General features: G+C 63.3%; 20 protein-coding genes. 4 read left to right on the top strand and 16 right to left on the bottom strand.

Annotated elements, in window-relative coordinates; genetic code table 11:
* Positions 1–33 precede the first annotated feature (33 nt).
* Positions 34–1,662 (bottom strand): ABC transporter substrate-binding protein, encoded by a 1,629-nt coding sequence (locus SD72_RS03920; RefSeq protein WP_042543115.1) that lies wholly within the window; start codon positions 1,660–1,662, stop codon positions 34–36.
* A gap of 128 nt (positions 1,663–1,790) precedes the next feature.
* The gene (locus tag SD72_RS03915) at positions 1,791–3,530 is read right to left on the bottom strand and encodes an ABC transporter ATP-binding protein (protein ID WP_042543114.1); all 1,740 of its coding nucleotides are present in this window, start codon (positions 3,528–3,530) and stop codon (positions 1,791–1,793) included.
* A gap of 113 nt (positions 3,531–3,643) precedes the next feature.
* On the opposite strand from SD72_RS03915, the gene SD72_RS03910 reads away from it, so the two are divergent.
* Positions 3,644–4,222, top strand: coding sequence for a PH domain-containing protein (locus SD72_RS03910; protein ID WP_157000446.1), 579 nt, complete (start codon positions 3,644–3,646; stop codon positions 4,220–4,222).
* A gap of 61 nt (positions 4,223–4,283) precedes the next feature.
* On the opposite strand, the gene SD72_RS03905 is transcribed toward SD72_RS03910, so the two are convergent.
* The 7 genes from SD72_RS03905 to SD72_RS03875 form a co-directional block, all read right to left on the bottom strand.
* Entirely contained in the window at positions 4,284–5,291 is a 1,008-nt protein-coding gene (locus SD72_RS03905; protein ID WP_042543112.1) for an ABC transporter permease, read from the bottom strand.
* A 73-nt stretch (positions 5,292–5,364) separates the two neighbouring features.
* On the bottom strand, positions 5,365–6,906 hold the full coding sequence (locus SD72_RS03900) for an ABC transporter permease (protein WP_042543111.1): 1,542 nt from the start codon (positions 6,904–6,906) through the stop codon (positions 5,365–5,367).
* Between the two features lie 138 nt (positions 6,907–7,044).
* Positions 7,045–8,844, bottom strand: coding sequence for an ABC transporter family substrate-binding protein (locus SD72_RS03895; RefSeq protein WP_332307488.1), 1,800 nt, complete (start codon positions 8,842–8,844; stop codon positions 7,045–7,047).
* A 292-nt stretch (positions 8,845–9,136) separates the two neighbouring features.
* The gene (locus SD72_RS03890) at positions 9,137–10,861 is read right to left on the bottom strand and encodes a dipeptide ABC transporter ATP-binding protein (protein ID WP_042543109.1); all 1,725 of its coding nucleotides are present in this window, start codon (positions 10,859–10,861) and stop codon (positions 9,137–9,139) included.
* Positions 10,858–11,832 carry an ABC transporter permease gene (locus SD72_RS03885; RefSeq protein ID WP_042543108.1) on the bottom strand — a complete coding sequence of 325 codons (975 nt, stop codon included), beginning with the start codon at positions 11,830–11,832 and terminating at the stop codon, positions 10,858–10,860. The genes SD72_RS03890 and SD72_RS03885 overlap by 4 nt, the downstream gene beginning before the upstream one ends.
* On the bottom strand, positions 11,825–12,751 hold the full coding sequence (locus tag SD72_RS03880) for an ABC transporter permease (RefSeq protein ID WP_042543107.1): 927 nt from the start codon (positions 12,749–12,751) through the stop codon (positions 11,825–11,827). The genes SD72_RS03885 and SD72_RS03880 overlap by 8 nt, the downstream gene beginning before the upstream one ends.
* 179 nt (positions 12,752–12,930) lie before the next feature.
* Positions 12,931–14,538 (bottom strand): peptide ABC transporter substrate-binding protein, encoded by a 1,608-nt coding sequence (locus SD72_RS03875; RefSeq protein WP_042543106.1) that lies wholly within the window; start codon positions 14,536–14,538, stop codon positions 12,931–12,933.
* 332 nt (positions 14,539–14,870) lie between these two features.
* On the opposite strand from SD72_RS03875, the gene SD72_RS03870 reads away from it, so the two are divergent.
* Entirely contained in the window at positions 14,871–15,719 is an 849-nt protein-coding gene (locus SD72_RS03870) for a CPBP family intramembrane glutamic endopeptidase (RefSeq protein WP_042543197.1), read from the top strand.
* 108 nt (positions 15,720–15,827) lie between these two features.
* Here the strand turns inward: SD72_RS03870 and SD72_RS03865 are convergent, their stop codons facing one another.
* The 7 genes from SD72_RS03865 to SD72_RS03835 form a co-directional block, all read right to left on the bottom strand.
* Positions 15,828–16,793, bottom strand: a complete 966-nt coding sequence (locus SD72_RS03865; protein ID WP_157000445.1) for a hypothetical protein — start codon at positions 16,791–16,793, stop codon at positions 15,828–15,830.
* Between the two features lie 113 nt (positions 16,794–16,906).
* Entirely contained in the window at positions 16,907–17,683 is a 777-nt protein-coding gene (locus tag SD72_RS03860; RefSeq protein WP_042543104.1) for a phosphotransferase, read from the bottom strand.
* Positions 17,684–17,758: 75 nt separating this feature from the next.
* Positions 17,759–18,508, bottom strand: coding sequence for a GTP pyrophosphokinase (locus tag SD72_RS03855; protein WP_042543103.1), 750 nt, complete (start codon positions 18,506–18,508; stop codon positions 17,759–17,761).
* Positions 18,509–18,611: 103 nt separating this feature from the next.
* Positions 18,612–19,037, bottom strand: a complete 426-nt coding sequence (locus SD72_RS03850; RefSeq protein ID WP_232299632.1) for a DUF1801 domain-containing protein — start codon at positions 19,035–19,037, stop codon at positions 18,612–18,614.
* A 20-nt stretch (positions 19,038–19,057) separates the two neighbouring features.
* Positions 19,058–19,267: a DUF4287 domain-containing protein gene (locus SD72_RS03845; protein WP_042543101.1), complete on the bottom strand. Its 210-nt coding sequence runs from the start codon at positions 19,265–19,267 to the stop codon at positions 19,058–19,060.
* Positions 19,268–19,314: 47 nt separating this feature from the next.
* Positions 19,315–19,809, bottom strand: coding sequence for an NUDIX domain-containing protein (locus SD72_RS03840; RefSeq protein ID WP_042543100.1), 495 nt, complete (start codon positions 19,807–19,809; stop codon positions 19,315–19,317).
* A gap of 4 nt (positions 19,810–19,813) precedes the next feature.
* Positions 19,814–20,236, bottom strand: a complete 423-nt coding sequence (locus SD72_RS03835; RefSeq protein WP_042543099.1) for a VOC family protein — start codon at positions 20,234–20,236, stop codon at positions 19,814–19,816.
* Between the two features lie 134 nt (positions 20,237–20,370).
* On the opposite strand from SD72_RS03835, the gene SD72_RS03830 reads away from it, so the two are divergent.
* Positions 20,371–20,778, top strand: coding sequence for a VOC family protein (locus tag SD72_RS03830; RefSeq protein ID WP_042543098.1), 408 nt, complete (start codon positions 20,371–20,373; stop codon positions 20,776–20,778).
* Between the two features lie 65 nt (positions 20,779–20,843).
* Positions 20,844–22,049, top strand: coding sequence for a hypothetical protein (locus tag SD72_RS03825; RefSeq protein ID WP_042543097.1), 1,206 nt, complete (start codon positions 20,844–20,846; stop codon positions 22,047–22,049).
* The last annotated feature ends 13 nt before the right edge of the window (positions 22,050–22,062 follow it).

Raw genomic sequence — 22,062 nt, 5'->3', positions numbered from 1 at the left:
GACGTCACGCGCCCGCCCGCTGCACACCCAGAATTACTTTGTCAGCGAGCCGAAGCGGAACTTGAATGACGCGTCAAGCGTCACACCGTCCACACCATCGACCGCGATAGCAACCTGCGAGCCCTGCTGCATTGGCAGCGTCGACAGATCCGCAGCGAGGAGGTCCTGCACCTCTTCGAGCAGTGCCGCCCGCTGTCCCTCGTCGCCGGTGACGCGCTGTTCGTCAATGAGCTTGACTGCTTCAGCGTTCTCGAAGTGGTTCACGAGGAAGTTGTCAGGCGAGAAGAACGGCGTGAGGTAGTTGTCCGGATCCGAGTAGTCGGGGAACCAGCCGAGCTGGTGTGCCGGGTAGAGGTCCTTGACGCGGTCTTCCGTGTACTGACCCCACTCGGTGGACTGCAGCTCGATCGTGAAGAGCCCATCGGCCTCGAGCTGCGACTTGATCTGCGCGTATTCCTCGGCGGAGGCTGCGCCGTAACGCTCCCCCGCGTACTGCAGGTTGATCTTGACCGGCGTCTCAACGCCAGCATCCGCGAGGCGCTTTGCCGCACGCTCGGCGTCCGGGCCGCCCTCACCATCGCCGTAGAGGCCCATGAGCGACTCATTCGCGCCGAGCAACCCCTCAGGGATGTACGAGTAGAGCGGCGTGTACGTGTCCTTGAAGACCTCGCTTGAGATCTTCTCGCGGTCGATTGAATCAGCGACCGCCTGCCGCACCGCGAGGGCCTTCGCCGCGTCGGCGTCCTCAGTGGAGATACCGAACGGCATGGTGTTGAAGTTGAAGACGATGTAGCGGATCTCGCCGCCTGGCCCCTTGACGACGTTGAGGCCGTCAGTTCCCTCGAACTTCTCGACATCGGTCGCCGAGATGTTTCGGAACGCGACGTCGACGGCCTTGGTTTCGATGGCCTGGCTGAGGTTGGATTCGTTCGCGAAGTACTTCACGTTGATGGAGTCGCTCTTTGGTGCGCCCCAGAGGCCCTGATACCCGTCGAAGGCCTTGTACGCGATGAGGTTGCCCTTATCGAAGTTAGTGACGGCGTACGGCCCGGCGAAGGGGTTGGCCTTCACGAGCTCCTGGTCGTCGAGAATTGCGTCTGCGGGGAACACGTCCTCATCAACGATGGGACCAACGGGGCTCGAGAGCACCTGCGGGAAGGTCTGGTCGTTTTCCGAGTTGAGGTTGAACACCACAGTGGTGTCGTCTGGCGCGTCGACGCTGTCGAGGTTCGCGAGCAGGCTTGAGGGGCCGTTCGGGTCGCCAATAGCTACCTGCCTGTCAAACGTGAACTTCACGTCCGAGCTCGTGAGGTCGTTGCCGTTCGCGAACTTCAGGCCAGGCTTGAGCTTGACCGTGTACTCCGTTGGGGCGGTGAACTCAGCTGACTCCGCGATATCGCCCTCGACGGTGGACTCCCCCACGGGGTTATTGAGCAGGAACGGGTAGACGTTCGTCATCACTGCGAACGAGCCGTTGTCATAGGCCCCTGCTGGGTCAAGGGACGTGACCACTTCGGTCGTCCCGATGGTAATGGCACCCCCGGCGTTACCCGAACCGCCCTCAGACCCGTTGCCCGATGCGCATGAGCTGAGCAGCAGCGCGGCTGTTCCGGCGAGAGCTACCGAGGTAAAAAGCTGTCTCTTCTTCAATTCTTCCTCCATTGGAAACACACGCGTGCAACGCTGCCCGCGGAAATTGTCTTCAGAACACTCCACACACTAGTAGGCCACCGCGCCGAGCGAAAAGTCTCGTGCGCAATGTCCTATCCAATCGTGACCTTCGCGGGCGGCTACGCCCCCTCGGTGTCTTGCAGGATGCGCTGACGCAGCTCGCGACGCGAGCGCTGCTCGATGGGATCGGGGACCGGGATCGCGGCGATCAGGCGCTGCGTATACGGGTCCTTCGGGGCGCGCAGGATCTGGTTGCGCGTACCCTGCTCAGCGATCTTCCCCCTGTGGAGCACGATCACCCGGTCGGCGAGCGCGTCGACGACCGCGAGGTCGTGACTAATGAACAGGCACGCAAAGCCCATCTCCGCTTGCAGGTCCCTGAGCAGCTCAAGCACCTTCGCCTGCACGGACACATCGAGTGCGCTCGTCGGCTCATCGGCGATGAGGAGCTCCGGTTTCAGGGACAGAGCGCGGGCAATTCCGACACGCTGCTTCTGACCGCCAGAGAGCTCGTGCGGGAACCGATTGCGATACGCGACCGGAAGATTCACGCTGTCAAGCAGGGCCTCGACCCGCCGGTCGAGCGCGGCACCCTTCGCTTCCCCAGCGAGCAGCAGCGGCTCACCGATCGACTCCCCGATTGGGAGCCTCGGGTTCAACGACGACGATGGATCCTGGAAGACGATCCCCACCCGGTTGCGCAGTTCGCGCACGGTCTTCCTGCTCCACTTCGAGAGGTCCGTCCCAGCGACGTCAAGCCGGCCAGCCGAGACGGGCTGCAACCCGATAGCCGCACGGCCGATCGTCGACTTACCCGAGCCTGACTCGCCAACGAGCCCAACAATCTCTCCCGGATTGATCTCAAAGCTGACACTGTCCACGGCTTTGAACGTTCCGAGTTTGCCAGCGCGACCGTACTCAATGGACACGTCCTCGAACGACAGCACCGCGGTGCCAGGCGTCACGGCAACGGCCTCCGTGTGGACGGCCTCGTGCACGCGATCCTCGACGACTCGCTCGAGGCTCTCCGACAGGTCGACTTCGCTGTCCCCGCCAAGGTGCGGCACCGCCGCGAGGAGCGCCCTCGTGTACGGGTGCTGCGGATCCTGGAAGATCTGCAGTACCTCACCCTGCTCAACGATCCGGCCCTGCTGCATCACAACGATCCAGTCGGCAAGATCCGCAACGACGCCCATGTCGTGGGTGATGAGCAGCACCGCACTCTGCAACTTGTCACGCAGCGAGCGGATCAGCTCGAGTATTTCCGCTTGCACCGTCACATCGAGCGCTGTGGTCGGCTCATCTGCAATAAGGAGCTGTGGGTCGAGCACGAGCGCCTGCGCAATCATCGCGCGCTGGCGCTGCCCGCCGGAGAGCTGGTGCGGGTAGGAATTGAACGCCTTCTCCGGATCGGGAAGCTCCACGAGCGTCAGCAGTTCGATTGCGCGCTGCTTTGCCCCGCTTGGGCTCTGGTCGGTGTGGGTGCGGATCGCCTCGACAATCTGCGACCCGATCGTCAGCACCGGGTTTAATGCGGTCATCGGCTCCTGGAAAATCGCGGCAATCGCCGAGCCACGCAGTTCGCGCATGCGCCTGGGACTCGCTCCAACAAGCTCCTCCCCGTTCAGCGTCACGCTACCCCTGATCCTCGCCGACTTTGGCAGCAGATCGAGAATCGCCATCGAGCTCGCGCTCTTGCCAGAGCCGGACTCCCCGACAACAGCGACGATCTCGCCCGGTCGGATCCGGTAGTTCAGGTCGATTGCGGCGGGGTTCCACACCCCGTCCACCGCGAAGTCAACCGAGAGCCCGTTCAACTCTAGGACGGACTGTGTGCCCGCCTCCGTGCTCGTCGTCATCCGTCTTCCCTTTCGATATACCGCGTGCGGGGTTGCCGCGCCGGTTGTGTTTGCATCCTGCGCGGTGACACGATGGGGGTGTGCCCACCGATACCCCCCGCTCCAGTGTGTTCGTGTCCCGCTTCAACAGGGGAATGAGCGTCGCCATATGTGCGGTGCTGCTCGTGTTCGCGATCAGTACGGTGTGGCTGCCAGGCGGGCCAGAGCGGTTCGTGGGGCTCGTCCCACTCGCCGCGCTTGCAGCCCTGAGCTACGTTGGGCTTTGGCTGCCCTACCTGCGCGTTGGTGACGACAGCATCACCGTTCGCAACGTACTGCGCACCGTCACCATCCCGTGGAATGCTCTCGTGCACGTCGACACCAAGTACAACCTCACCCTGCACGTTCCGGGGCGCACGGTGAACGTGTTTGTTGCCCCAGCCCCGGGCACCGTCACCGCGGCCCGGCTGGCACGCCGCAGTAAGCGTGAGGGCCGCAGCTTGGACGCGCCCCGGCCCGGCGACCTGTCTGGCACCGACTCCGGTGACGCCGCGGCGCTCGTTCGCACTCGCTGGGCTGAGTTGCAGCACAGCGAGCGCGTAGCCGCAGGCGTCGCCGACACCACGCCGGTGATCAGCCAGTGGAACACTGGCACGCTCGCCGTGATCGTCGGCGGCGTCGTGCTGTCTGCGGCAGCGCTGCTGCTCTGGTGAGCGCGCCGTCGTGAGTTGGCGACCCGCGACCGCCCGCTGCCGCACAGAAGACGACATCACGCTACGCCCCAGCATCCATCTCGCGCATCTTCCGCAACTTGAACCGCTTCTGTCTCGGGTCGAACGCGTCGCGCAGACCATCGCCGACGAAGTTCACGAGCAGCGCAAGCGACACGATAAACACCGCCGGCCACCAGTACAGCCACGGCCGCGTGCTGAACGCTGACTGATTGTCAGAGATGAGCCTGCCGAGCGAAACCTCTGGCGGCTGGATACCGTAGCCAAGGTAGCTCAACCCGGTCTCGAGCAGGATTGCAGAGGCTGCGAGCAGCGTTGCGGAGACGATGACGACGCCGACGGCGTTGGGCAGAATGTGCTTGAAAATGATGCGCGCATCGCTCGCACCAGCTACGCGGGCCGCCTCGACGAATTCGCGCTCGCGCAATGAGAGGAACTCGGCGCGAACCAGTCGTGCGATCCCCATCCACGACACCAGCGCAAGCAGCGCGGCGAGGAACCAGATTCCGAGCCCGCCAGCCGTGTTACCGACGACCGAGCCAATCACGATCGCTGGGATCACGATGAACACGTCTGTAATGCGCATCAGCACGGCATCAACCCAGCCGCGGTAATACCCGGCGATGGCGCCGATCACGGTTCCAACGATGGTTCCCAAACCGCCAATGACGACCATCACGAGCACCGAGTTACTGATCCCCCGCATCGTCATCGCAAAGTAGTCGACGCCGATTCGGCTTTGGCCGAAGGGGTGTTCACCCAGGTGAACGCCTTCGCCGCCCAACCACTTCGGGATGATCGAGATCGTTGCCGCGCCGCCCTGGAACTGCGGATTCACCGCAGTGTAGCCGTGCTTCCACCAGCCGGGGAACGGACCAAAGCCAGTCGCCGAGCCGGCAAACACGATGAGTGCGACGAAGAGCACCATGCACACGAGCGCGAGTTTGTTGCTCAGGAACCTGCGCAACACCAGCGTGCCCTGCTTCTCACCCTTCACCCGCAACGGAGCTTGCGTTGGGGCCGGAGTTTCCGGCGTATTCGTGAGGCTCATCGGCTCGTCCTCTCGGTGGAGACGGGTACTGCTGTGATTGGTGCAGCGGTCGGGTACTTCGAGAATTCGCGCATCACTTCACCCTCACCCTCGGGTCGAGTGCCGCGTACGCGAGGTCCGCGAGGAAGTTGAAGAGAATCGCCATGATCGCGATCACAAGGAAATACCCCATGATCGGGTTGAGGTCGACCCGCTTGAGCGAGGCATTGAAGAGTTGCCCCATGCCGGGAATCGCGAAGACCGATTCCGTGATCACTGCGCCGCCAAGCAGCGCGCCAACATCCGTAGCGACGAGCGTCGCAATCGGGATCAGCATGTTCCGCAGCGCGTGCCGGACGATGACCACCCGTTCGGGCAGTCCCTTCGCGCGAGCCGTGCGGATGTAGTCCTGGTTCATCACTTCGAGCAGCCCAGCGCGCGCGTATCGTGTGTACCCCGCGAACGAGATGAGGAGCAGCGCGATTGTCGGCAGCAGGAGGTGGGCGAAGCTGTCGATGGACAGTTGCCAGAAGTCGCCTGTGAAGCCTGGCGTCTCAGAACCCACCGTGGCAATTGGCCGCCCGTTAATGCGGGAGTGGTTGATGTAGCTTGGCCACGCCTGCATGAAACGGTCGATGAGCACAAACGCTCCGGAGAAGAACGCGACGATCGCACCGATTCGCATCCCCTGGCCCTTATCAAAGCCGCCAAGCCCGAAGCCAACGGCGCAGCCGACGAGAATCGCGACGAGGGCGAGCCCAATGATGAGCCCGAGGCTCGCGTTGTTCAGCACACCCTGCAGCGCAAAATACGAGACAAGACCCAGGGCGCCAACGATTGACCCGATGAGCAGCGAGCGGCGATTACGCAGGCCGGCAAGCACCCCGACCGTTGCGGCCACCGTCGCAGCAATGAGCAGCAAGATGCCGACCGGTCCGAGACCCGGGTTGATGAACCAGTTCGTCGCGGAGAGGAAGGCGAGCAGACCGCCCGTCGCCAGGGCTGATACGGCGAACACGATGAGCCGACGTCGTCCGTCTCCGCCGATGAATACCTGCCAAATGAGGCCACTGACGATCGCTATCCCGAGCAGGGCGACGATGCCTATCGTCGGGTCCTTCTGCAGGAAGTTGTTGAAGCCGATGGCGACGAACTCCTTCAACAGCACCGCGATCAGGAACGACGGGAGTGAGAAGAGAAAGAAACTGATAAACGTGACGCTGAAGTCGAACCCGCTGTATTGCCGCAACGCTGTTGCGATTCCGACAACGACTCCGAGGAGTACAGCGACGACGAGCGCGACGGTGACAAGTTGCACTGTTGAGGCCATCGCCATCGGTACCAGGCTGGTGACCGAGGCGTTGGTCACGCTCAACCCGAGGTTGCAAGTGTCAGCAAATGGGACGAGGCAACCGGCTGCACCGCCGAGCCAAATGAGCCAGCGCGCTGGCGGGGGAACGTCCAGGTGCAACGCTGCAGTCCTGGCGGCGATCAGTTGATCGATGTTTGGGGCGTTGGAGCCCCGAAGGTCTTTGAGTGGGTCGCCCGAGTATGCGGCGAGCATATACATCACGAACGATGCGGCGATGAGGATGAGGACGGAGACGAGGATTCGTCTCACAATAAAACTGGTCATGGCTTCGATTCTCGAGAGGCTAAAGCCAGCTCGGCCCCGGGTAGGGGCTCCACCGGCTCTCCGTTAGAAGTGGAGCCACCGGCGGGGACGAGACGGGCTGTTGACCGTCTCGCCCCCGCGCGGTGTTGCCGGTTGCTGCTAGTTCAGCTTCCAGTCCTGCGCGTTCCAGACGATTCCCGTCTGGCCACCGAAGTACTCGACTCCGGTGATCGTGCCGTTGTCTGCAAACAGACCGGGCGTCTGGAACAGGGGCAGTCCGTAGAACTCCTCGGCGGTAATCGCGTCGATTCGCATCTTCTTCTTCTCGAGCTCTGCCTCGTCCAGCGTGGTCTGAGCCTCATCTACGAGCTTGTCGGACTCAGCGTTGCTGTAACCGTTGTAGTTGCCTCCGCCGCCAGTCTTGAAGATCTGTGCGAGCGCCGAGTTACCAACGCCTGGCGATACCCACCCAAAGATCGATGCGTCATACTCGCCACCGGAGAGCAGCGCGCCCCAGTTCGGGTCGCCGAGATCCTCGACAACGAAGCCGGCCTCTTCAGCACTGGACTTGATGAGCTGGAACGTGTCGACACGGTTCGGGTTCTCGTTGTTGTAGAGAATCCTTACCGTTGGGGTTGCGCCGTTCAGCAGCGCCTTCGCGCCATCGATATCGGGCTCGGTGAACGCGTCGTAGCCGTTCTCCTTAATCGTGTTCTCGTACTCGGGGTTCGCTGACACCCAGATCTGCGAGTTGAGCACCTCAGCCTCGGGGTTCATCGGCGTGATGATCGAATCGAGGATCTGCTGGCGCGGCACCGTCTTCATGAATGCCTCACGGACCTTCGGATCCTTGAAGGTGTCGCCGCCCATGTTCAGGTCGAGGTGATCGTACGCCATCTGGTCGCCGGGGTAGAGCGTTGCGCCGATCTTCTCGAGCGCGGCATTCGTGTCAGCTGAGGGCTGAGGGTAGACGGCGTTGACCTCGCCGTTCTGCAGCGCGGTGATCTGCGCGTTGGAGTCGCCGATGAATCGGAAAATCAGGTTGTCGTAGCCGATCTCGTGATCGCCCTGGTACTCGGGGTTCTTCGAGAGCGTCAGTGACTGCTCTGGGACGAAGTCGGTGACGACGAACGGCCCCGAGGCCACCAGCAGGTCCTCGTTCTCAGGCATGGAGGCGGTGTCGTATCCGGAGTTCCAGAAGTCTGCGATCTGCTTGAGCTCTGGGATTGGCTCGGCCGCTGGCTTAGCTGGGTCGCCCTGTGGCGAGTCGGTGAACAGCGCGCGGAGCTCCTCAACTGTGAGGTCGGCCTGCTTAGCCATGATGTGGGCCGGCTTGCTCACGGGGTTGACGTACTGCCAGTCAACGAACGGCTCCGAGTAGGTCAGCGTCATGGACAGGTTGTCGTCGCTGATCTCTGGGAATGCCGTCATATCGAGGCCAGACGTGCTTCCCGCGAGCGAGAAGTACTGGTTGCCCGATGTTGGCTCGCCCGTCTCGGGGTCGATTGTGGCATCGTCGAACCAGCCGGAGCTCTGCACCCAAGCGAAGAGCATGTCGTCGGCGGTGATGGGCTCGCCGTCAGACCATTTCAGGCCCTCGTTGAGTTTGTACTCAACCTTCAGCGGGTCATCAGAGAGCTTCTCGATCGAGCCGAAGCCCTCTTCTGGCACGACATTGAACTCAGGGTCGAGCGTGAAGAAGCTTCCGAGACCGAGGCTGCCCGACACACCGGTGAGGTAGCCGACCATGCCGTTGCTGTCGAGGTTGCCCTGTGGGGTGTCCCCGTTGAACGACGTTACGGCGTTAGTCACGGCAATGGAGATGGTGCCGCCCTCCCCGCCACTATTCGTTGCGTCGCCGTTATTGCCTGTTGAGCAACCGGCGAGCAACAGTCCGACGGCGCCTGTCATGGCGACAGCGACGGCTATGCGCGATCTGCGCGATGAGACTCTAGTCACATTTCCTCCTTGATAAACCACCCGAGGACGTTGCTCCGACGTTGGAGCAGGCCGCAGGCGTATGTGATTGGGATCAAGGCTAGGCCCGTGAGGGGCAAGGTTAAATAGGCTTGAAGAAAAGTTACACAAGGGTGACTGCTGCGTGGTCGAATAATGTGGAAAGTAACCGTATAGGCCACCCCTTGACACCCGGTATGGAAACCACGGCTACAAGCGGATGATACGCGGATGGGCGGCGCACCGACGTGCGCCGCCCATCTGCGGTGAGCCGAGGAGCTCAGCCGACCTTGCCTCAGCTAATACCGAGCTCGATGGAGGCTCCGGGAATCGCCGCAAGGAGATTCTTCGTGTACTCCATCTGCGGGTTCTCGAAGACCTCTTCCGTGGTCGCCTGCTCGAGGATCTTGCCCTGCTGCATGACACAGACGCGATCCGCAATCAGGCGCACAACAGCGAGGTCGTGCGTGATGAAGAGATACGTCAGCCCGAGGTCGCGTTGCAACTCGGCGAGCAGATCGAGAATCTGCGCCTGAACGAGCACGTCAAGCGCAGACACCGCTTCGTCAAGGACGAGGATGTCGGGCTTGAGCGCGAGACCACGCGCAACGGCGACGCGCTGCCGCTGACCACCCGAGAGCTCGTTCGGGTATCGCGTCGCAAGTTCACGCGGCAACGACACCTGGTCGAGGAGTTCGTGCACGCGGCGCTTGCGGCTGGCGGTATCGCCCACCTTGTGAATGTTCAACGGCTCCATGATGGTGTTGCCGATGTTGTGCAGCGGGTCAAGCGAGCCGTACGGGTCCTGGAAGACCGGCTGCAGCGTACGCCTGAGGTCGAAAAGCTCACGACTGTTGAGCTTCGCAGTGTCCTTCCCCGCGATCGTCACCTTGCCACCGGTCGGCTCCTCGAGCTGGAGCACCATCTTTGCGATGGTGGACTTGCCCGAGCCCGACTCGCCAACAAGCGCGAGTGTCTCACCGCGGTTGATCGTGAAGGAGGCCCCCTCGACGGCGACAAAATCCTCGCTGCGGAAGTTGCCCTTGCGCAGCTTGTAGACCTTGCGCAGGTTTTCCACCTCGATGAGCGGCTCACCTACCTTGCCGCCGCGGCTTTCCGCATCGGCGAGAGCCGCGACGTCAAACGTTCCCGTAGGGGCGGCAGGCATGCCAGCGTCCGAACCAATACGCCGCGACGCAAGGCTCGGAGCTGCCGAAACGAGACGCTTCGTGTACGGGTGCTGCGGGTGCTGGAGAATCTCACGACTCGGTCCAGACTCCACGATGTTGCCCTGGTACATCACGATGAGCTTCTCAGCGCGCTCGGCAGCGAGCCCCAGATCGTGAGTGATGAACACCACAGCGGTGCCAAGCTCACTGGTGAGCTGGGCGAGGTGGTCGAGAACAACCCGCTGCACGGTAACGTCCAGCGCGCTTGTCGGCTCGTCTGCGATGAGCAGATCGGGCTTCGCTGATAGGCCGATACCGATGAGCGCGCGCTGCTTCATACCGCCGGAGAACTGGTGCGGATACTGCTTCATCCGCTTCTCGGCGTCGCTCAGACCCGCCTGCTCGAGGACCTCGATCGCGCGCGCGCGAACATCCTTCTTGTTCGAGGCAAGCCCGTTCGCGCGGATCGCCTCTTCCACCTGGAACCCGACAGACCACACCGGGTTGAGGTTCGACATCGGGTCCTGCGGAACGAGCCCGATTTCGCGGCCACGGATTGTCTCCATGTCGCGTCGTCCAATGCCAACCAGCTCACGCCCCTGCCACAGGACAGAGCCGTCAGTAATGCGTCCGGTTCCCGGGAGCAGGTTCATGACGGCGTGCATCGTCGTCGACTTACCGGAGCCGGACTCGCCAACGATGGCGACGGTTTCCCCCGGGAAGACATCGAAGTTGACGCCGTGCACAACCTCTTTGAGGTTCTTGTCTACGTTAAACGCCACCTTGAGGTCGCGCACGCTGAGCACTGGTTTCATGGTCTGTTCTTCTTTTCCTGCGGACACGTCGCTCATCGCCTCGCCCTCGCCTTCGGATCGAGTGCGTCGCGGACAACCTCACCGAGCAGGATGAATCCCAGCACGGTGATGGTCAGCGCGAGCGAGGGGTAAATAAGCGGCATGGGGTCGGTTCTCAGCGACAGCTGAGCCGCACTGATGTCGTTACCCCAGCTGATGAAGTCCCCCGGAGGCAAGCCGACGCCAAGGAACGACAGCACCGATTCCGCGACGATCGCCGAAGAAAGCGAGATGGTCGTCACCACGATCGCGGGTGCGATCGCGTTCGGGATCACGTGCTTCATCATGGTCGCCATGCGCGAAAGACCCAGGGCCTCCGCGGCCATAACGAAGTCCGCGTTCTTCACACGAAGGATCTCGCTTCGCACGATTCTCGCGGTAATCGGCCAGGAGAACCCGCCGATCGCCAGCGCAATCACGAGTGGGTTCCGGTGGTCCGAGAGCACGCTCATCACAACAACAGCGGCAAGGATGTACGGAATCGAGAAGAAGACATCGCCGATTCGTGACAGGACAGCGTCGGTGGTCCCACCGAAGAAGCCTGCGATCGCGCCAACAGCGGTTCCGACAACGAAGGTCAGGGCGATAACAATGAGCCCGACTGAGACAGACGTCGAGGTACCGTGCATGATTCGCGAGTAGACGTCGCAACCCTGCTTGTTAAAGCCGAGCGGGTGCCCTGCTGCAGACGCACCGTTCGAGAATGCCAACGAGCACGCGCGCGGATCGATCTGGGTAAACAGGGTGGGGAACGCCGAGATGATGATCACGAAGAACAGGATCACGGCCGCGATCCAGAACATGGGCCTGCGGCGCATGTCGCGCCAGGCATCACGCCACAGCGAGGACTTCTTCTCGGAGATGCGAACTGCGTCGACGGACGCTACAGGTGTCTCGTCTACCGGGGCAACAAAATGTTCGATGACGGGGCGAGCACCGTGTGGTGGGGTGTGCTGAGTGTCAGGCATAACGAATCCTCGGATCGAGAACGGCGTAGAGGAGATCGACGACGAGGTTGACGCCGAGATAGATGAGCACCATGACGGTGACGAAAGAGACCACTGTGGTGTTCTCTCCCTTGAGGATCGCCTTGAAGAGGACGTTACCGACGCCGGGAACGTTGAAGATTCCCTCGGTGACGGTCGCACCGACCATGAGCGTACCGAAGTCGGTCGCAGTGTTCGTGATCGTTGGGATAAGCGAGTTACGGAGCACGTGCACGGGGATCACCCGGTTCCGGCTCAGGCCCTTTGCGTACGCGGTACGAACGAAGTCCTGGTTGAGCGTGTCGATGACCGACGATCGCGTGAGCCGCATGCTCGTCGCGTAGAGGCTGACACCGAGCACAATGGCTGGGAGCAGCATGTCTTTCAGGGGTGCACCCGTGCCAACGGTCGGGCTGAACAGTCCGAGTTTGAGCCCGAGTCCGTATTGCGCGATGAAGGCGATCACGAAGATCGGGACACTCATGAACACGAGGCCGATGATGAGGTTGACGTTGTCAAACATCTTGCCCTTGCGCAGACCCGAGAAGAGGCCGATCACGATAGCGAGGACGAGCGAGATGATGATCGCCATGATGGCGAGCTGGATCGTTACAGGGAACGCGCGCGCGAGTACCTCTGAGACGGGCTCACCTGAGAAGCTCACACCGAAGTCGCCGGTGAGGATTCCCTTGAGGTACAGCAGGTACTGGATAAAGAATGGCTTATCCAGGTTGTATTGCTCGCGGAGTCGGTCGAGCACTGCCTGGCTCGGAACCTTTTCCCCGAACATCGCAGCGATCGGATCGCCCGGCATGGCAAATACCATGAAGTAGATAAGGAACGTCGTGCCAAGCAGCACGGGGATCACTTGCAATACGCGGAAGAGGATGTATCTCAGCATCGGCTGATCCCTTCCCTGTTGATGAGGCTATGCATGTTGTAATTCTCTCGCAGTTGTGGTGCGCAGCGGGCTAAGAACTTCGGTGTTCCTGCCTACGATTTGGGTACCCTGCCGCGGCTCGGTGTTGCCGCGACAAGGAGCAGGCCCCGGAGCGTGCTCCGGGGCCTGCTACTGAAGGGTTACTTCTTGGTGATCTCGTTGAAGATCGGCACGGAGTTCCAGCCGAACTTCACGTTCTCAACGTTCTCACCGAAGCCACCGGTCGTGCCCTGGTACCAGAGCGGGATCGACGGCATTTCGTCGAGGAGGATCTCCTGAGCCGCGTGCAGCTTCTCGATCGACTTGTCGTGATCTGCTTCCTGCACTGCCTCGTCGAGGAGCTTGTCGAACTCGGCGTTGCTGTAGTAGCCGTGGTTCGAGCTTGCGCCCGTGTAGTAGAGCGGCTGCAGGTAGTTGTACGCACCCGGGTAGTCTGCCTGCCAACCTGCACGGAACGGGCCACCAACGGTGTCCGACTCACGGTCGTCGAGGAATGCCTGGAAGGTCGGGTAGAGCTTCGGAGCAGCGGTCACGCCAAGGGTGTTTGCCCACTGGTTCGCAACAGCTTCGATCCACACCTGGTGCGGGCCGTCCGAGTTGGTCGCAACCTCGAGGGTTCCCTCGTACGGGCTGATCGCGTCAGCCTCTGCCCAAAGCTTCTGAGCCTCTTCGGGGTTGAACTCAAGCTTGTCAGCGCCCTTGAGGTCTTCGGTGTAGCCGTCAACGATCGGCGACGTGAAGTCCTTTGCCGGGAGGTTGGTGCCTTCGAAGATCACGTCGATGATCTCTTCGCGGTCAACAGCCATCGACAGTGCCTGACGGCGCAGCTTGCCCTCTTCACCGGTGAAGTGGTCGAGGTTTGCCGATACCGTCAGCGTCGTCATGAGCGCGCCAGCCTGGTTGATCGCACGGTCGCCGAGCTCGTCCTGGAATACCGCGAACGAGGTGTCCGGGATCTGGTCGAGAACGTCGAGGTTGCCCGAACGGAGGTCCGTGTAGGCAGCATCGAGCGATGCGTAGATCTTGAAGTCAACGCCTGCGTTGGCAACCTCGCGGGGGCCGACGTAGGTGTCGTTCTTCACGAGCTTGATCTCGACGTCGTGCTTCCACGCTCCGTCGTCAGCAAACTTGTACAGGCCGTTACCAACCGGGTTCTGACCGAATGCGTTCATGTCCTCGAACGCAACGTCAGGAAGCGGGTAGTAAGCCGAGTAGCCAAGGCGGTCCGGGAAGTCCGGGGTTGCCTCGATGGTGAAGGTGTGATCGTCAACGATCTTGAGGCCCTCGAGTGACTCGACAGCTTCGTCCTCGCTCCAGCCCTTGATCGCCGAGAAGAAGTACTGGTTGCCGAGCGCGTTGTCCACGTTCGCCGCGTAGTTCCATGCGTCAACGAAGTTCTTGGCGAGCACTGGCGTGCCGTCCGAGAAGACTGCGTCGTCGCGGAGCTTCACGGTCCAGGTCGTTCCGTTGTCGGACTCGATTGATTCAGCAACACCCATCTGAGTTGCGCCGTCTGCGTCGTAGTAGACGAGGCCTTCCCAGAGTGCGTCGACGACCTTGCCGCCGCCAACCTCGGTCGTGTCGGCCGGGACGAGGCCCTTCTGTGGCTCAGTGCTGTTTACGGTGACGATTCCGTCGCCACCCTTGTTGCCACCATTGTCGCCGCCGCCGGTTGAGCACCCGACGAGCGCCAGGGAGCTCGCTGCGGCTAGAGCAACAATGCCCAGCCCAATGCGTGAACGCTTCACTGGTTTCCTCCTTGTATTGACCCTGCCGAGATCATGAAAGACGCGAGAAGCACGCCGGAAAAGGCTGGCAGGGTATCTAGGTATTTCCGGGGATCAGTTTAGGGCAACCTCGTTCCCCACAACGAATCGCCTGGTTGCCCGTGACTCACTCGTGACCGCAACGAGCCTTTCGTCAGGGAAATAGCCCCCGCTGATCACGGGTTTGTGGGATTCACGCAGTTTTTGCACCATACAGCGCCTACCGACCTCAATATGCGGTCTTGCGAACGAACGCTCGATTTCTGACCAAAAGTTTCAGGTTGCGACCCGTAAAGCCCCGCTACGCTGAGTTCGTGAACGAACACCGCCGCGACACCGTGCCCCTCCCCCAGCGCGCAAGGCTCCGCTGGGAGCTCGCGATCGTGCTCGCGCTGTCCTTCGGGTACGCGGGCGCGCGAGCCATCATCACGATCCTCGAACGCCTCGCGCAGGACACCGCGCTCGAGAATCAGACGGCAACGATCCACCGCCCGCTGTCGAGCCAGCAGTACTTCGACCTCGCCTACCAACTGCTCGGGATCATCGGTGGCCTAGCGCCAGTCGCGCTCGTCGTCTTCCTGCTCTGGCGCACGCAGCGACCGCACCTCGGCGACCTCGGCCTCGGCGCCCGCCGCGACGCGGGCACGAGGCCAGCGGACCCCTCATCGTTTGCCCCGATGCGCTCAGGGCGCGGCTGGCCCTGGCTCAGCGAGACCGGCAACGGGTTCGTCCTCGCGGCGGTGATCGGTATCCCCGGCCTCGGGTTCTACCTGTTCGCAAAGTGGATCGGCATCAACACCACCGTTGTTCCGACGACCCTCGACGCGTTTTGGTGGACCGTTCCTGTGCTCATCCTGCAAGCGCTGCGCGCCGCACTCAGCGAAGAACTCATCGTTGTCGCCTACCTGTTCGACAGGCTCAAGCGGCTCGGGGTCGGCCCATGGGCGACCATCATCGCGAGCGCGCTGCTGCGCGGCAGCTACCACCTGTACCAGGGCTTCGGAGGCTTCATCGGCAACGTCGTCATGGGCGTCGTGTTCGGGTGGGCGTACCAGCGCTGGGGTCGCGCACTCCCCCTCATCGTCGCGCACCTGCTCCTCGACATCGTGAGCTTCGTGGGGTACCCCCTCGCATTGGCCCTCTGGCCGTCGCTGTTCGGCTAACGCAGCGGCGCGGGCGGGGCTACTGGCCGCGCAGCTCGCCCAGCAACAACGTGGGGGCCGCACCGCCAAACGGCGGTGCGGCCCCCACGGAAGTGCGGCAGGTGAGCGCTACAGCGGCTTCACACTGTCGGCGACTGCCTGCATCAGTCCCCAGACCTCGTTGTAGAGATCCGGATCAGCAGCGCACGTGCCCTCTGGCCGAACGACTTCCCACGTGTCACCCTCGCCCTTCTCAATGCCCCACGGGCTCTGCCCGACAGGGCTGCGCATCGCAGCGCAGGAGTCAGGGAAGGAGTTCATGAGCCCAGACTCAAACATGACGCGCTCTGGCGGGCCAGCGTGATAGAACCACTGCGGGTTCGTCAGCTTGCGCGACGTCTCAACGGTGATGTTCGCGAAGGAGATCGGGAGCGAGAGCGGATCCGCGCCGACGTCAACAACGGGAGCCTTTTCCTCTTCTGGCTCCTCCACCTCTGGTGGTGCGGTTTCGGTTTCCTGCCCGTCCGTCTCGGAGGGAGTTGGCGCTGGCGCCTCAGTGGTCTCTTCTGGCTTGGGATCGTCCTTGCCGATGGCGTTCACCACGAGCAGGGATCCCACGAGTGCGAGCACGGCGACGACGGCGACGATGATCCATGGCAGCGCGCTGTTCGAGCGCTTTGCGTCCGCGGGGACGGGCTGCGTCGGCGGCTCAGCACCCTGGGGGCGCTGAATACGCGGCCTGACCGGTGCCGGCGCCGGCGCCCCAGCGGGTGACCCGCCAGGGGTGAGCGGCTGTGACTGGGCGCGCGTCGGAGCTGCGCCGACTGGTGCGGCAGCGGTCGGAGCGGCGGCCGTCGGAGCGGCACCGGTCACTGCCGCGTCAAACGCGGCGGTTGGCGCATCAGCATCGCTTCGTGGATCTGCGGCCGCGCGCCCAGCGCGCGGGCGAACGGCCGGCGCCGGCTCAAAAGCCTGCGTCGCGGCCTCGCTATTTGCTTCGCCTGAGGCAGCGTCCGCTCCGGTTTCGAAGGAGCCGGTTTCAGGTTCGTCCGAGTCCAAAGGACCGAAGAGTTCTTCCAGGGGGTCTCTACTCACATGAACAGCCTAAACGAAAGTGGCTGAAATCCAGGATCCAGTACCTATCTAACGCGTCCCCCACCGCGCGTCTTGCGCTTGCGCAGCGGCCATTCTGCCGAGCGATGCGGCGGCTAACGGGATGTGCCCAACATCGCCCGAACGTGTTCCTTGCGTGCAGCGAAACCTGCAACCCTGGCCGTGTGCGTGTCCATAATCCCGGCGTCGCGAAGCGCGAGGGTGCCTGGGTCCCCGCGTTCAATGCCCGCCCGCCAGCGTTCGGCGATGAGGCCCATGCGCCGCGTGACTGCGTCGAGGAGTGTCGATCCATCGACACCCCCGTACGCCGCGGCGGCCACGCTGATGCGCCGCGCGGCGTCGGCAACGGGAATCTCGCGCAGGAGCGGCACCCCTGACCACACGAGGAAGGCGAGGTCGTCGATCGGCAGCCCGGGGCCCGCCCTGTCCCAGTCGATCATCCCGGCAAACTCGTCTTCAACGACCACCCAGTTGTAGAGTCCTGGGTCGTTGTGGCAGATGATCTCTCCGCGTGCGCGGTCGACGCGGTGCTCGCCCTGCCGCCACTCGTCGCTCGTGGGTGAGAAATCGGCGACGGCTTCGTGGAAGCGCCGCAACCACGCCGCAGCTGCGGCGAGCGCGCCGTCGCTCACCTGCGCCGTTTCGGGGTTCAGCGTGTCCCCCGGGAGGTAGCTCAGTACCTCACGCCCTTCGCTGTCGAACCCGAGCACCTGAGGAATGCCGTCGAGGCCCTTCGCTGCGAGGTGGCGCAGAAGTTCGTGCACGGCCGGCGTCCACGGCCCGGTTGGTCGGTGGATCCTCACCGCACCGTGCGCATCGCGTATGCGCCACACGCCGCCTGACCCGCCTGGCAAATGTTCACTGTGTTCCACACGTCGAGCCTACGGCCTTCGCGTGCGCGCACGTGCGTGATTGCGTGGTTCGTCGCCTGAGCGGTGGCGGCGATCTCAGACGCGTCTGATGCGCTCGCGCACCTCGCGGATCTCTTGCAGGTTGATCGGCGAGGTCGGCGGCGGTTCGCCGTGCATCTGCACGTGCAGGCTCTGCATGCGCGTGTCGAGCTCGGCGGCCGAGTCCGCGGCCTGCTTCAGCTCGGCCATCATCTCCTCTGGCACCTGCCGCTGGTACTTGTAGTAAATCTTGTGCTCGAGACTTGCCCAGAAGTCCATCGCGATCGTACGGAACTGCACCTCGACCGGAACGTCGACGCGTCCGCTGGAGAGATAGACCGGAACCGAGAGAATCGCATGCAGGCTCTTGTAGCCGTTGTCCTTTGGGTGCTCGATGTAGTCCTCGACTTCGAGCACCGTAATGTCGTCCTGCTGCGTGAGGAGGCCGAACAGTCGGTATACGTCGCGGATGAACGCACAGGTAACGCGCACCCCAGCAATGTCTTGAATTTCGCGGCGGATCTCGGAGATCTCCGGGGTCACTCCGCGGCGCTCAACTTTCGACAGCAGGCTGTCTGCGCTCTTGACCCGGCTGGAGACGTGCTCGATGGGGTTGTACTCGTGCATGTGCACGAATTCTTCGCGGAGGATCGCGAGCTTCGTCTCGATCTCTTGCATCGCGAAGCGGTACTCGAGCATGAATCGTTGGAGCTCACCGCCAAGGGAACGCAGGGCGCTCGGCGAAATCGTAATCTCGTCTCCAACTGCGGAGAGTGGAGCTCGCGGTACGGGTGCGGAGGTGCTCATAATCTGAGGCTAACTCCGGGCCTTTTGAATCACCTGTGACTTCGTTGGCGTTTCTTTTCGCTGGGGTTCGCGTCCCACCGCTCGCGAGGCGCCGGCTCGGTTTCTAGGTGGCTTCGCCTTCGCCTGTGATCTCCCGCGCCCCGCGTGTCGCCGCGAACGTGCGTTCGAGTATCTGCCGAAGAACGCCGCGGTCGATGTTCGAGAGACGCGTGAGGTACAGGCACACCTTGCTGGAGCGGTGCGGCCCGAGCGCTGCGAGCAGCTCGGGCCAGCGCTCAGCAAAGTCCTCCGTGAGATAGAGCGTGTGGCGTTGCGCGCCCGTTGCGAAGGCAAGCTCAGGCACCCGGCCGCCTCGCCCGCTCTCGTAGCGGTACTCGTGCTCGCCGAAGCCGATAATTCTCCCCGCCCACACCACGGGCTCGGAGCCGCTGATCTCGCGGTGGATCGCCAGCAGTTCATCCGCCTCGGCCCGGCGCGGCCCGGAGACCCGGTCGAGCACCTCGGCCACCGGCATCTCTGACGGCGACATTGCGGGTTGCTTCTCGGCCATCAGGCACCGTCGAATTCTGCGCGGAACACGTGCACGAGCGCATTCGCGTGGCCGTGCCCCATGCCGAGTTCCTTGAGCACCGCGACCTGATCCATGTGCTTTTCACCGGCGTGCGGGCGCAGCAGCGCGATCCACTCGTCAATCGATCTGCCGTACTTCGCCTCAATCGCCGGGAAGTACGACTTTGGGCCCTTCACCTGCTCGGTCATGCTGGCTCCTTGTTGCACTCGTTTCGGAGTCTGAAGGTAGCACGCCGCTACATCGCTTGGAAACGGCCTGTCCCCCGGAACGCGAGATACAGGTCGAGCACGAGGCGCGTCGCGCGCTGCAGCCCGTCCGGCGGGGCAGTCAGCGGGTAGACGCCCCACTCGCGCACCTCGCTCGGGTCCGGCCGGATGTCCCCGCTCCAGTCTCGCGCGACGAAGCACAGCGCGAAGGCGTGCACGATGTCCCCGTTCGGGTAGACGAGCCGATGCTCGACGGGGTCCGAGAACGTCGCGAACGCAGTCAGGGCTTCGCCGTCCAGGATCAGCCCGAGCTCCTCGGCGACCTCCGCAACGGCGGTGTCTAGGAAGCTCTGACCCGGTTCCGCACTGCCTGCCGGTATCTCCCACAGGCCGGAGTCGGCCCGCCGCTGAAAGATCGCGTGATCCTCGTCTGTGAGGAGCAGGACCTGCGCACCGGGCACGAGTAGCTCGGCGTTGCCAACGTGCTTGCGCAGCTTCCCCAGGTAGGAGTCTTCAAACGACACGGCTCTACGTCACCGCGCAGGAGAACGCCCACATCACGCCGAAGCGGTCGAACACCTGCCCGTACCAGTCGCCCCATGGCGCCTGCTCGAAGGGCATGCCGAGCGAACCGCCGCCAGCGGTGAGGCGGTCGATGTACCCCTGCGCCTCCTCGGGGGTGTCGGTTGTGTAGAGCAGCGAGTACGCGGTTCCGCGGATGGGATGGTCGGTGCCCACGTCCATCGCGTCGCCGCCCGTGATGATGCCAGCGGGAAGGGTCAGAGAGGCGTGCGCGACGGCGTTCGGTGGCGGATCGAACGGCAGATCCTTCAGCTGGGCCTCGCCATAGCGGATGATCTCAAGGTCGCCACCAAAGACCTCCTGCCAGTGCTCCATCGCTTCTGCGGTTGTTCCTGGAAGAGCAATGTATGTCGCGAGCATGTGTGCCATGGGCGGTTCCTTCGACGGTGACTGGATCCCTCTCAGTATCCCCGGAAACGCCGACGCGCGCAGCCCCGCGTTGAAGATTCCTCAGAGGATTTTCAGGCCTAGACCGAATGCAGCATGGCGCCTACACTTTTCGCATGAACGCATCGATCGCGGCAACCCGGATGACCTTCGCAGTCGACTGCCCCGACGCCCTCGGACTCGCCACGTTTTACGCGGCGCTCCTCGGCTGGGACGTCGTCGTCGATGAAGCGAGCGAGAGCGACCCCGAATGGGTCGAGGTGCACCCGCCCGGAGGCGAAGGCGCGACACACTTTCTCGCGTTCCAGCGTGTGGCCGACTATCGCGTGCCAGAGTGGCCGAATGGCGCAACACCCCAGCAGGCCCACCTCGACTTCTACGTCGCCGATCTGCAGGAGGCAGCGGCGACCGCGGCGAGCCTCGGCGCCCACCGGCATGCCGTTCAGCCGAGCGAGAGCGGCTCGTTCATCGTCTTTACCGACCCGGCTGGACACCCGTTCTGCCTGTGTGCCGACAGCAACTAGCGAGCTGGCGTCGGCCGGTGTTGCGCAGCCTCGCCCGGCTCTGGGTACTATCGCTCTAGAGAGCTATGACGCAACACTTCCCTGCTGATCCCCCGCCCGGAGCGGTGCCCGCGCCCGCGCCCGTCGGAGCGGCCACCACCGGATCGGCTTCGGCCGTGCCGCCGCCCGCTGTCTCGACGAGCACGCAGGCGATGTCAGACAGCTGGGGCGCCTCGGCAGTGTTGTTCGGCGCGGGTTCGTTACTCTGGCCGCTCGTGTTCTTCCTTGCCTTCTTCGCCCGCGCGGCAATGCTCGCCGCGGAGAATTCAAGCGTGCCGCACTACGGCGGGGCGTGGCAGGAGACGATCGAAATCGTCGCGATCTCGGGGAGCTACGTCGGCTGGGTCGCGCCGTCGCTGCTCGCATTGCTCGTTGGGCTCGGGTTTCTCGTGACCCCCAACGCCGACATCGATAGCCAGTCGGTGCTCCGCCCGCTACCGTTTGTCGCCGCGCTCATCGGCGGCTTCATGCTGGCGTGGACGGTGCTCGCGGTCGTCGTCCTGTCGACGCACGGCCCCACAGCGACAAGTGAGGGCGGGCAGCAGCTGTGGGGGCTGCTGTTCATCACCCCGGTCTCCGTGGTGCTGGCTCTCGTGCTCGGTCGGCTCGACTTCCGCCCGGTCGCGAAGCGGGCGCAGCTGCTGCAGGCGGCAATCGAACGGCTGGAACGCGAGCACGAGCACCTCGCAGACACGGGCCGCTTCTATGGGGACCCGCGGGTCACTGAGCACACTGTTCGGTCGCCATGGAAGCGCCCGCTCCTAGTGCAGGGCTGCCTCGCCGTTGTCGTGTTCTTCGCGTTCTGGTTGCTGCACGACGAGCCTGTATCGACGGCAGTGCTCGAGGCGATCTACGTTGCTGCCGTCGGGGCGCTCGTGTTCCTCGTCATCTCGATGATCCAGCTCGAGCTCATCGCCTCGCGGCTTGCGAAGCTTGCTGGCCACGAAGTGCGGAGCAAGCTCGAACTCGTCGGCGGCGTCATCCTCGCGGTGGGAGTCGGGCTGCTCGTGCTCTACAACCTGTGGTTCGTGCTCGCCGAGATCCGCCCGATTATCGTGCCGATCGGGTACGCACTCGGGTTCATCGGGGCCGCCTGGATCGCGAGCCCACTGACCCTCAGGCGTTCCGCCTGGCCTGCGTACGTACTCCGCGACCGCGAGCGCACCCTCGCCCGGATGCGCGCCAAGCTCGCGCAGCTCACCGCCGAGGCGTCGGGCAGCCAGCCGGGCTAGCAGGGCTGGCTGC

The sequence above is a fragment of the Leucobacter komagatae genome, from assembly GCF_000834055.1.
Lineage (GTDB): Bacteria > Actinomycetota > Actinomycetes > Actinomycetales > Microbacteriaceae > Leucobacter > Leucobacter komagatae_A.
This window is presented reverse-complemented; position numbering and strand designations above follow the sequence as displayed.